The 11,416-nt window shown below is 72.0% G+C and carries 9 protein-coding genes; 6 read left to right on the plus strand and 3 right to left on the minus strand.

Annotated features, from left to right (window positions below; translation table 11 throughout):
• Window positions 1-46 precede the first annotated feature (46 nt).
• The gene (locus ABT041_RS37290; protein ID WP_351193145.1) at window positions 47-1,510 is read left to right on the plus strand and encodes a multicopper oxidase family protein; all 1,464 of its coding nucleotides are present in this window, start codon (window positions 47-49) and stop codon (window positions 1,508-1,510) included.
• Window positions 1,511-1,739: 229 nt separating this feature from the next.
• Window positions 1,740-3,413, plus strand: coding sequence for a class I adenylate-forming enzyme family protein (locus ABT041_RS37295; protein ID WP_502976701.1), 1,674 nt, complete (start codon window positions 1,740-1,742; stop codon window positions 3,411-3,413).
• On the opposite strand, the gene ABT041_RS37300 is transcribed toward ABT041_RS37295, so the two are convergent.
• Window positions 3,400-4,680: a M6 family metalloprotease domain-containing protein gene (locus ABT041_RS37300; protein ID WP_351193148.1), complete on the minus strand. Its 1,281-nt coding sequence runs from the start codon at window positions 4,678-4,680 to the stop codon at window positions 3,400-3,402. The two genes, ABT041_RS37295 and ABT041_RS37300, sit on opposite strands and share 14 nt — an antisense overlap.
• 290 nt (window positions 4,681-4,970) lie before the next feature.
• Between ABT041_RS37300 and ABT041_RS37305 the strand changes: the two genes are divergently transcribed.
• Both ABT041_RS37305 and ABT041_RS37310 read left to right on the plus strand, forming a co-directional pair.
• Window positions 4,971-5,633: a TetR/AcrR family transcriptional regulator gene (locus ABT041_RS37305; RefSeq protein WP_351193150.1), complete on the plus strand. Its 663-nt coding sequence runs from the start codon at window positions 4,971-4,973 to the stop codon at window positions 5,631-5,633.
• Window positions 5,634-5,715: 82 nt separating this feature from the next.
• On the plus strand, window positions 5,716-7,248 hold the full coding sequence (locus tag ABT041_RS37310; RefSeq protein WP_351193153.1) for an MFS transporter: 1,533 nt from the start codon (window positions 5,716-5,718) through the stop codon (window positions 7,246-7,248).
• Window positions 7,249-7,332: 84 nt separating this feature from the next.
• Here the strand turns inward: ABT041_RS37310 and ABT041_RS37315 are convergent, their stop codons facing one another.
• A complete protein-coding gene (locus ABT041_RS37315; RefSeq protein ID WP_351193155.1) occupies window positions 7,333-7,839 on the minus strand; it encodes a MarR family winged helix-turn-helix transcriptional regulator in 507 nt (168 codons plus the stop codon).
• A gap of 89 nt (window positions 7,840-7,928) precedes the next feature.
• On the opposite strand from ABT041_RS37315, the gene ABT041_RS37320 reads away from it, so the two are divergent.
• On the plus strand, window positions 7,929-8,717 hold the full coding sequence (locus tag ABT041_RS37320) for a dioxygenase family protein (protein WP_351193157.1): 789 nt from the start codon (window positions 7,929-7,931) through the stop codon (window positions 8,715-8,717).
• A 153-nt stretch (window positions 8,718-8,870) separates the two neighbouring features.
• Here the strand turns inward: ABT041_RS37320 and ABT041_RS37325 are convergent, their stop codons facing one another.
• On the minus strand, window positions 8,871-9,878 hold the full coding sequence (locus tag ABT041_RS37325; RefSeq protein ID WP_351193160.1) for a questin oxidase family protein: 1,008 nt from the start codon (window positions 9,876-9,878) through the stop codon (window positions 8,871-8,873).
• Between the two features lie 385 nt (window positions 9,879-10,263).
• Between ABT041_RS37325 and ABT041_RS37330 the strand changes: the two genes are divergently transcribed.
• Window positions 10,264-11,265, plus strand: coding sequence for a sigma-70 family RNA polymerase sigma factor (locus ABT041_RS37330; protein ID WP_351193162.1), 1,002 nt, complete (start codon window positions 10,264-10,266; stop codon window positions 11,263-11,265).
• The last annotated feature ends 151 nt before the right edge of the window (window positions 11,266-11,416 follow it).

Raw genomic sequence — 11,416 nt, forward strand, 5'->3', positions numbered from 1 at the left:
GGTACCGGGGATCCAGTGAGACACACGAAAGGTCAAGGAAACCCGCATGCGTTCCACCAGACGCGAGTTGCTGAAACTGATGGCGGCCACGGGGGGCGCCCTCACGGCCAGCGGCCTGCTCATCAGCCGCACGTCCACCACGAGCAGCGCGGCCGACGCCGTACCTGTGGCCGACCAGATGCGCCTGGCCCCCCTCGTCACGCCCTTCCAGACGGCGATGCCGATCCCGCCGGTCCTCCGTCCGGTGTCGGTCACCTCGACCACCGACACCTACGTCCTGCCGATCAAGCAGGCCTCGGCGGAGATCCTCCCGGGGACGAGCACCCCCGTCCTCACCTACGGCGGCACGTTCCCCGGCCCCACCATCAAGGCGCGTTCCGGCCGCCGCACCGTGGTCCGGCAGGTCAACCAGATCGCGGACGGCACCTCCATGCACCTGCACGGTGCCGTGGTGGACCCCGCGAACGACGGCGGGCCCATGGACCTGATCGCCCCCGGGGCGAGCCGCACCTACACCTACACCAACCAGCAGGTGGCGGCCACGCTCTGGTACCACGACCACGCGCACCACGTGGAGGCCGAGCACGTCTACCGCGGCATGTCGGGCCTGTATCTGATCAGCGACAGCAACGAGGCGTCGCTGCCGCTGCCCAGGGGCTCGTACGACGTGCCCGTCGTCGTCCGGGACATCGGCCTCAACGAGGACGGCACGCTCTACTTCGACCACCTCTTCAACTCGCGCCCGCAGATCCTCGTCAACGGCAAGCCTCAGCCGTACTTCCAGGTCGCCGCGCGCAAGTACCGCCTGCGGATACTCAACGGGTCCAACCAGCGGCCCTTCGAGTTCCGGCTCTCCACCGGCGACGAGTTCGTGCAGATCGCCTCCGACCGAGGGCTGCTGAGCGCCCCGTACACCACGACGAGCGTGCCGCTGTCCCCCGCCGAGCGCGCCGACATCGTCGTCGACTTCTCCCGCTATCCGGTGGGCACCAGCGTGGTGCTGAAGAACTCCTACTTCCCGGCACCGGGCACCGAGGACATCGTCCGCTTCGACGTCGTCCGCACCGCCGACGACCCCAGCTCGGTGCCGGCCCGGCTGGCCGAGCTCCCGCCGACCGCCGCGCCCACCGCCACCCGGGCCTTCTCGCTGGAATTCGACGACACGACCGGCGACGGCACGATCAACGGGAAGCTGTGGGACGAGAACCGCGTCGACACCACGGTGCGAGCGGGCGACACGGAGATCTGGGAGATCACCAACACTCACCCGTTCATTCCGCACAATTTCCACATCCACCTGGTGGACTTCCGGGTCCTGGACATCAACGGAAAGCCGCCGACGCCCGGTGAGGCCGGCCTCAAGGACACCGTGCGGGTGCAGGCCGGTGAGACCGTGCGGATCCTGGTCTCCTTCAAGTACCCGCATTACGGGCGCTATTACTACCACTGCCATCTCATCGACCACTCGTCGATGGGGATGATGGCGAACCTCGACATCGTCCGTGCGTAGACCGCCGGACCGGCGGTGCGGACGGCCGAAGGTGCCGCCCCACCCGCCCCGGACCTGCGCCGCCGTCCGGCCACGGTGGCACGCGCCGTACGGCGGCAGCCGCTGCTGGTCGTCCAGGATCAGCCGGTACACCCGGTGGTCGAACCGGGGCGGCGGAGCATAGGCCGCCGGGGCCGGGGGCGTGCCCCGGCCCCGGCGGCCACGAAATACCATGCGGTGCGTCGAGGAGATGACCGGACCGGTCACCCGCGCCCGGTGGGCGGGCACGTGCTCAGGAGGTCTCGTGGTGGCTGGTGGGGTCGAGCGGCTCAGCGCGCCCGGGGCGCCTTTCGCCGTCGAGGACGGGGTGTACGCCGGGGGGCCGCGGACCCTGCGGGAGTTCGTCGAGGTGACCTGGGGGTACGGGGACCGGGTGTTTCTCGTGGCCGACGGCGTCTCGATGACCTATCGGGAGTTCTTCGACGCCGCCTGCGGCCTCGCGCGCCGGCTCGTCGGGGAGTACGGGCTGCGGCCGGGCGACCGGGCCGTCGTCGCCATGCGCAACCTTCCCGAGTGGCACGTCGCCTTCTGGGCCGCCCAGCTCGCCGGGCTCGTCGCCGTGCCCCTCAACGCCTGGTGGACCGAGGACGAGTGCGCGTACGCCCTCGACGACTGTGCGCCCGGTGTGCTGCTCGTCGACGGGGAGCGGGTCGGGCGGGTGCGGGCGTGGGCCGTGCGGAACTCCGTGCCCGGGATCGTCTTCCAGGGGGAGGCCGAGGACGGGTTCGTCCGCCACGTCGCCGACGACGATCCGCTGCTCGGGCCGCCCCTCGTCGACGTCCTTCCCGAGCACGACTCCACGATCATCTACACCTCCGGGACCACCGGGCGCCCCAAGGGCGCCGTCGCCACCCATCTCGCCCAGGCCGGGGCCGCCATGAACCCCCGGTACTTCGCCGCCGCCGCGGCCCTCGCCCGCGGGGACGTGCCCGGGACCGGGCCGGCGATCGTCTCCCTGACCACGTTCCCGTTCTTCCACGTCGCCGCGTTCACGTCGTTCTACGCCGTCATGGCCGCCGGCGGCACCCTCGTCATGATGCGGAAGTGGGACGCCGGGCAGGCTCTCGAACTGATCCGGGAGCATGGCGTCACGCACTACGCCGGGGTCCCCACCACCGCCCTTCAGCTTCTCGACCTCGCGCGGCGCAACGGTGATCCGCTCACCAGCCTCACCCTCCTCAGCACCGGTGGCGCGGCCGCCCCTCCCGGGATCGTCGCCGGGATCCTCGACGGGTACGGCGAGCGGATCGAGCCCCGGAACGGGTACGGGCTGACCGAGACCTGCGGTGGGGTCCTGTCGAACGTGGGGGCCGAGTACCGGGCCTTCCCCGGGAGCGTCGGACGGCCCTCGCCCGTCACCGAGGTGCGGATCGAGCGGCCCGATGCGGACGGCGTGGGGGAGTTGTGGCTGCGGGGGCAGTCCCTCGTGCGGGGGTACTGGGGGGACGAGAAGGCGACCGCCGCCGCCTTCACCGGCGACGGGTGGTTCCGGACCGGGGATCTCGCCCTCCTCGACGGTGAGGGGCGCGTCAGCATCGTCGACCGGCTCACCGACATGGTGATCCGCGGCGGCGAGAACGTGTACTGCGTCGAGGTGGAGGGCGTTCTGCACCGGCATCCGGATGTCGTCGACGCCGCCGTGTTCGGGGTTCCTCATCCCCTGCTCGGGGAGGAGGTCGTGGCCGTCGTGCGGCTGCGGGCCGGCGCCGGGGCCGGGGCCGAGGAGTTGCGCGCGCACGTCGGTTCGCGGCTCGCCGCCTTCAAGGTGCCGGCCCAGGTCCTCGTACAGGAGGAGGAGCTGCCGCGGAATTCGACCGGGAAGCTTCTCAAGCGGCAGCTCCGCGACCTCGTCAGCCGCGGGTGATCCGCACCCGGTACGTTCCCCTGTCGTCCTCGTCCAGGACCGTGATCCGTATGCCGTTCGCCCGGTCCGTGAAGGTCTCTCCCGGGCCGTACGGGGCGTCCGAGAGTTCCGCGTGGACGTTGGCCCTGCGGGTGCAGCCGCCGCTGGCCCGGTCGCTGTCGGAGACCGTCACCGGGCCGTGGCCCGTGTCCACGTCCGACTCCACCCGGTAGACCAGGACGCCGCTCTCGCAGACGGCCTCGTCGTTGCCGTCCTTGCTGCGGACCTCGACCGCGTACCCGGACGTGCCGGAGAGCGGGACGAACGCGAGCTTCGGGCCGCCGGGGGCGGCCAGCGGCGTGAGGCTGTAGTCGCCGGTGCCGGGGCTCGACGCGCAGCTGACCTGGTCGTTGTCGAGCCAGCCCAGCTTCCACTTGTGCCAGCCGAGCAGGTCGTTGTTGGCGCCCCAGTCCTCGGACATGATGTCCCAGTGGCCGACCGTGCCTCCGCCGTCCGCGGTGTAGAGGTCGGGCAGCCCGAAGACGTGGCCGTTCTCGTGCGGCAGGACGCGGTAGCCGGTCTCGGCGAAGCTGCCGGAGCCGTCGTCCTGGCGGCTGTAGACGAAGGACGTGTTGGCGAGCGGCACGCCGTCCGCGTACGGGGCGTCGTCGTTGCCGGAGAACGTCACGGACAGGACGGTGTCGAGCGCGGAGGGCCCGGCGTTCGGCGTGACGAGGATGTTGACCAGGTCGTACGCGCTGAAGTCCACCCGCGCGTCGGCCGCCTTCACGATGTCCTCGACGAGGGCGCGGTAGCCCGGTTCGTACGGTGAGCCGCGCTCGATCCCGTACGAGGAGAACGCCCGGGGCATCCGCAGCCAGTCGGGTATCGGCGCCTCGGCCTGGTAGTGCAGTCGCCCGTACGAGCTGACGCGGAACCAGTCCGCGGTCTGCGGGAAGAACTCGCGGAAGCGGCCCATGGCCGTGCCGTCCCCGGGGGCGTCCGGGAAGTCGATCATCAGGTTGAGGGCCCTGACCCGGCCCGTGGAGCGTACGTATCCCGGGGCCGTGGGCAGCCCCTCCGACATCTGCACGCCCATCGTGGTGGCGATGCGGCACGGTCCCAGCTGGGCGCCGCTCGGCGCGGCGGCCACGGGGCCCGCCGAGGCCGGGGCCGGCCCGGGGAGGGTGGTGCTCGCCGAGGCGAGCAGGGCGAGGGAGAGTGCCGTGATCGCCGCGAGGGCGGCGGGCCTGCGTATTCCTCGGCGGGGGTGCGGGGGGTGATCCATACGTCGCCTCTCCGGTGGGGGCAGGTCGGCGCCGCGACCCCTTCCGCGGGTCCGCGCTGTGCGATCAGCCTGTGTCGCCCGGTCCGGGTGCGCGCGCCGGGTGGCCCGATCGTGGGTATTCCGGGGAGATCGATCGCTTGTGGCGCAGGTCACATCCGAGGCGGGAAATAACCGGGGACCCGCTCCCCGTTTATGACTGTGTTCAGCGAAGTGGGGACTACTTCCCCGGATGAACCCCCCCCGGATCAATCCCCCGATGAATCCATGGACGACTGTGAGGAGGTCGTGGCGTGACCAGCACCGCCGACACCGCGCCCGCCCGTCGCGTACCCCGCCCGCGGGCCGACGCCCTGCGCAACCGCGAGCGGATCGTGACGGCGGCCCGTGAGATGTTCGTCGAGTTCGGCTCCCAGGTGCCCTACGACGAGATCGCGCGCCGGGCCGGCGTCGGGAACGCCACGCTCTACCGGAACTTCCCCGAGCGCGCCGACCTCGTCCACGAGGTCGTCCTCTCGCTCATGGCCCGCGTCGCCGAGGTCGCCGAGCGGGCCGCCCAGGAGGAGAGCGACACCTTCGCCGCGCTGCGCCGCTTCACCCACGGCGCCGCCGACGAGCGGGTCGGCGCCCTGTGTCCGATGCTCGACGGCGCCTTCGACAAGGACCACCCCGACCTGATCGCCGAGCGCGACCGGCTGGAGGAGGTCGTCCAGGGTCTCGTCGACCGGGCGCAGCGTGCCGGCCGTCTCCGCACCGACGTGGGCGTCGGCGACCTGATGGTGGCGATCTCCCAGCTGACCCGTCCGCTGCCCGGATCCGGCTGCGGGTCCTTCGACCAGTTCGTCCACCGCCACCTGCAGCTGTTCCTCGACGGCCTGGAGGCGCCCGCCCGCTCCGAGCTGCCGGGCAAAGCCGCCACCCTGGAGGACCTGAGACGCGACTCCTGCGGCTCCTGAGCCTCCGCGGCCCCCGCCTTATGTAACCCGCACTTTCTTACGCCCTTTTTCCACCAGTACGCGCCAAGAGGTGGCTACCCCCATGCCGAAAATCCCCGAGAAGCCCGCGATCCAGGCGGCCGACCCCGGCCGTTGGAAAGCCCTGATCTTCATCGCCCTCGCCCAGCTGATGGTCGTGCTCGACGCGACGATCGTGAACATCGCCCTCCCCTCCGCCCAGCAGGACCTCGGGATCTCGGACGGCAACCGGCAGTGGGTCATCACCGCCTACGCCCTCGCCTTCGGCGGACTGCTCCTCTTCGGCGGCCGCATCGCCGACCTCTGGGGCCGCAAGCGGACCTTCATCACCGGCCTGATCGGCTTCGCCTTCGCCTCCGCCCTCGGCGGGGCCGCGACCGGCGAGGCCATGATGCTCGGCGCCCGCGCGCTCCAGGGCGCCTTCGGCGCGCTCCTCGCGCCCGCCGCGCTCTCGCTGCTCGCCGTGACCTTCACCGACGCCAAGGAGCGCGCGAAGGCCTTCGGCATCTACGGCGCGATCGCCGGTGGCGGCGGCGCCGTGGGCCTGATCCTCGGCGGCTTCCTCACCGAGTACCTGAACTGGCGCTGGACCTTCTTCGTCAACATCCCGTTCGCCGTGGTCGCCGCCGTCGGCGCGTACCTCGTCGTCCGTGAGCCCGAGGGCGGCCGCAACCGCTCCGCGCTCGACATCCCCGGCGTGATCCTCTCCACCCTCGGCCTGGTCTCGCTCGTCTACGGCTTCACCCGCGCCGAGTCCGCGGGCTGGTCGGACGCCGGCACCATCGGCCTCTTCGTCGGCTCCGCCGTGCTGCTCCTCGCCTTCGTGCTCACCGAGTCGCGGGTGAAGTCCCCGCTGCTGCCGCTGCGCGTCGTGACCAACCGCAACCGAGGCGGTGTCTACCTGTCGCTGGGTCTCGCCGTCATCGCGATGTTCGGCCTGTTCCTCTTCCTGACGTACTACCTCCAGGTCGTGAAGGGGTACTCGCCGGTCAAGACGGGCTTCGCGTTCCTGCCGATGATCGCGGGCATGATCACGGGCTCGACGCAGATCGGTGCGCGTCTCATGACCCGCGTCCCGGCGCGGTTCCTGATGGCCCCGGGCTTCCTGACCGCCGGCGTCGGCATGCTGCTCCTCACCCAGCTGGAGATCGGCACCTCGTACGCCGGTCTGATCCTGCCCGCGCAGCTGCTCCTCGGCCTGGGCATGGGTACGGCGTTCATGCCGGCCATGTCGCTCGCGACGCTCGGCGTGGACCCGCGGGACGCCGGTGTGGCCTCCGCGATGGTCAACACCTCGCAGCAGGTCGGCGGCGCCATCGGTACGGCCCTGCTGAACACGATCGCCGCCTCGGCGACCACCGCCTACCTGACCGACCACGCCGCCGCCGCGACCACCCCGGCCGCGCAGAAGCTGCTCCAGCTCCAGGGCATGGTCGAGGGGTACGCCGCGGCCATCTGGTGGGCGGTCGGCATCCTGGCCGTCTCGGCCACGATCGCCTTCGTGTTCATCAACGCCGGGAAGCCGGGGACCGGTCAGGTCGCCGCGTCCGGCGCGGGTGCGGACGACGAGGTGAAGGTGCCGGTCGTCGCCCACTGACCGTCATACGCGTACGTGACCTGCCCCGGTTCCGCCTTCCCGGCGGGGCCGGGGCAGGTCCGTTTCGCGTCCTGGTGGGACTTCTCAGCGGAGCCAGGGCAGGTCCGCGTTCGCGTCCGTGGGTTCGAGGCCCTCGGCCATCACGCGCATGATCGCGCCGAGCTGCTCCACCTGCTCGGGGGAGAGCCGGTCGAACATGGCCTGGCGGACGGCCGCCACATGCCCGGGTGCGTTCTGCCGCAGGACCTCCATCCCCTCGTCCGTGAGCTGCGCGAACTGGCCGCGCTTGTCGGAGGGGCAGTCCTCGCGCCGTACCCAGCCGTTCTTCTCCAGCCGGGCGATCGCATGGGAGAGGCGGGAGCGGGTGATCTTGGCGCTCCTGGCCAGCTCGGTCATCCGCAGCCGGCGGCGCGGGGCCTGGGAGAGCTGGACGAGGAGCCCGTAGTAGACGTGCGGCATCCCGGCGTCGCGCTGCAACTGGCGGTCGAGGTGGTCCTCGAGGAGCGTGGTGGCATGCAGGTACGCGCGCCAGACGTGCTGCTCCTCGTCGGTCAGCCAGCGGGGTTCGGTCATGTCTCCCATGGTTCCCATCGTACGACTCGTTCTTGAAAGTTGAACTAACTGGAGCTATGGTCGGAAGCAGTTAGCTTGAAGTTTCAAGGATCAGGAGGAAGGTCGCCATGGACGCCACCCTCGAACGGATGCCGGCCCTCTACCTCTCCCACGGCGCCCCGCCCCTCGCCGACGACCCCGTCTGGCCCGCCGAGCTCGCCGCCTGGTCCGCCGACCTGCCCCGCCCCAAGGCCATCCTCATGGTCTCCGCCCACTGGGAGGAGGCCCCGCTCGCGCTCGGCGCCACCGAGACCGTCCCCCTCGTCTACGACTTCTGGGGCTTCCCCGAGCACTACTACCGCGTCCAGTACGCCGCCCCCGGCGCCCCGCAGCTCGCCGAGGCCGTCCGCAAGCTGCTCCGCGCGCCCGGCACCCCCGTGCAGGACATCCCCGACCGGGGCCTCGACCACGGCGCGTACGTACCGCTCGTCGAGATGTTCCCCGGCGCCGACATCCCCGTCCTCCAGATCTCCATGCCCACCCTCGACCCGCGCCGGCTCATGGACATCGGGCGCAAGCTCGCCCCGCTGCGCGACGAGGGCGTCCTGATCGTCGGCAGCGGCTTCTTCACCCACAACCTCGCCGCCCTCCGGCACACCGGCCCCGGCGTCCCCGGCTGGTCCGCCGAGTTCGACGCCTGGGGCCACGAGGCGCTCGCCGCGCACGACGTCGACGCCCTCCTGGACTTCGAGCACAAGTCGCCCGCCGGCCGCCTCGCCCACCCCCGTACCGAGCACTTCGCCCCGCTCTTCGTCACCATGGGCGCGGCCGACGCGGCCGGCGACCTCGACGCGGAGCGGTCGGTGATCGACGGCTTCTGGATGGGGCTCGCCAAGCGGTCGGTCCAGTTCGGCTGAGCGGCCGGGTCCTCGGAATGGTCCGGGTCCGCAGGACGGTTCGGGTCCTTCGGCTCGTCGGGGTCGGCAGGGTCGTCCGCTTCGTGCGCTTCGTCGGGATCGGCAGGGCCTTCCGGGTCTTCAGGGCTCTCCGGGCCCTCCGGGGCTTCGGGGTCAGAAAGCCGGCGGGTTCAGTTCGACGGAGCGGAGGGCGGCGCCGAGGGCGAGGCCGTCGCCCACGTCGAGCGCCGTGTCCGTGAACTTGATGGTGTGGTCGTCGCCGTGGGCGGCGGCCCGCTCGAAGACCTCCTCGGGGCTCAGCCCGGTCCCGGCGTACGGGGCGGCCTCGCGCGGCGTGTAGGCCGCCGTCACCGCGGCCGCCGCCGCCCAGGCCGCCGCCACGCTCGGCGCCCACAGCTCGCGGGGGAGCGCCGGCAGGACCCGCAGCACCGCGTTCGGCGCGGTCGCCGCGTGCACCAGCATGATCGGCTCACCGTGGCCGTGGGAGGCGTACCGGTGCGTCGCCGCCGCCACCAGCTCGGTGAGCAGCTCCTTCGCCGCATTGGGGTCCGGAGCCCCGCCCCACACCGGGAACGCCGTCAGCTGCGCCAGCCGGGCCCGGATCCCGCCGTCCTGATCCGGAACCGGCGGCACGGCGTTCAGCGCGGCCGCCGCCGTCGGTGCCGCGGCCAGCGGGGCGAGCGGCGGGAGCGGCTGGTGGCGGGCCGCCCAGTAGCCGAGGGCGTGCGCCAGCTCGGCGCGGCGCGGCGCCGTCTCCTCCGTGCCGAGCAGGGTCCGTACGGCGTGACCGGTACGGATCACCGGGTGCGTCGCCCCGCCCGCGATGCCCGGCAGCAGCCGGGGCCACCACTCGGCGAGCACCGAGCGCCAGGGCCGGTCCGCCAGCTCGCGGGAGAAGTAGCGGGTCCAGTCGGTGATCCGGGCCGGGTCGCCGAGCGCCTCCCGCCAGGTGGCGGCGGTGACCGGGGTGTGCGGGGCGGGCGCGTCCTCCAGTTTGGGCGCGTAGTGGTCGAGCCAGCGGTGGACGGCCGGGGCCTGGCCGTGGTGGACCAGGGCCTCGACGGCCATGGGGGCGTGGTTGGTGAGCCAGCCGTTGCGCTCGGGTCCCGTGGTGTGGAGCCGTTCGAGTGCCTCGTCGAGGGTGCCGGTGGTGTCGGTCATGGGGGCGACGCTAGGCCGGGGCGGTGGCGGGGCGGAACGGGCTGGGGACCTAGGCCGCAGGGCGGAGGGACGGGACCGCTCCCCCGAGGCAACCGTGGGTCGCGTCCCGGCGTCTGAAGGGGTGGCGCCGCATGTGATCGCGGTCTCACCGACAGTGTGGTCGGGTGCTCCCGCGAGGGGCGCCGTTTCACCCTCCGTGCCCGGTCTGACCTGCACCTCCATGGGTGCCCGCGGTATGCCTGCGGGGGCGGCGGCCGCGCAGGATACTGCATGATCGCGAAAATCCATGTGCCGGGTGGGAATTCTGTCCTGATTCCAGTCGTTGTTTCCGTCGGATGCAGGGCACCCGGAAGGGTGTCGCGACCTACTCAGCAAGGGAGCACGCATGGCAACCCGTGCCGTCGCCCGTCGTCAGACCTCCGCCAAGAGCGGGGCCGCACGGGCAAGCAGCGTTCGCGCCGTGGGCGGGGAGATCGCCGACCGCGACCTGGTCGGCATGTACCTCGACGAGATCGCGCGCACGCCCCTGCTCGACGCCGCCAAGGAGGTCGAGCTCTCCCAGACCATCGAGGCGGGCGTCTACGCCCAGCAGATCCTCGACGGAGAGGTGGACAGCGGCGGGGGCGGGGCGACCCGTGAGGAGCTCGAAGCGCTGGTCGCCGAGGGCGAGCGTGCCAAGGACCTCTTCATCAAGTCGAACCTCCGGCTCGTGGTGGCCGTCGCGCGGCGCTATCCGCGCAGCGGGCTGCCGCTGCTCGACCTGATCCAGGAGGGCAACGCCGGCCTGGTCCGCGCGGTCGAGAAGTTCGACTACGCGAAGGGCTTCAAGTTCTCCACGTACGCCACGTGGTGGATCCGGCAGGCCATCACCCGGTCCATCGCCGACCAGTCCCGGACCATCCGGCTCCCCGTCCACCTGGTGGAGGAGCTCGGCCGGATCCGTCGGGTGCAGCGCGAGTTCAACCGGGAGAACGGCCGGGAGCCCGAGCCCGCCGAGATCGCGACCGAGCTCGGCTCCACGCCCGAGCGCGTCACGGACGTCCTCGACTGGGCGCGGGACCCGGTCTCGCTGAACATGTCGGTGGACGACGAGGGCGAGACCCAGTTCGGCGACCTGCTGGAGGACACCTCCGCGATCTCGCCCGAGCAGTCGGTCCTGACCCTGCTGCGCAGCGAGGAGCTGGACGACCTGATCGACAAGCTCGACCACCGGACCGCCTCGATCATCCGCATGCGGTACGGGATCGAGGACGGCCGCGAGCGGACGCTGACCGAGGTCGGCAAGGAGCACGGGCTGACGCGGGAGCGGATCCGCCAGATCGAGAAGCACGCGCTGCTCGAGCTGAAGAAGATGGCGCGGGATACGGGGTTCGACGCGGCGGCCTAGAGCGGCCGGCGGACCCGGTGGGGCGCGCCCACGCGCCGTGCTGGGCGGTGCCCCACCCCGTGTGGGCAATCGTCCCTCCCCCAGACTTCGTCCGGGGGGACCCCCAGGGCGGGACGGGTGGGCACACGGGACGGCGCCCTCTCGCGGCGCC

Source organism: Streptomyces sp. NPDC002825 (assembly GCF_040295385.1).
GTDB lineage: Bacteria > Actinomycetota > Actinomycetes > Streptomycetales > Streptomycetaceae > Streptomyces.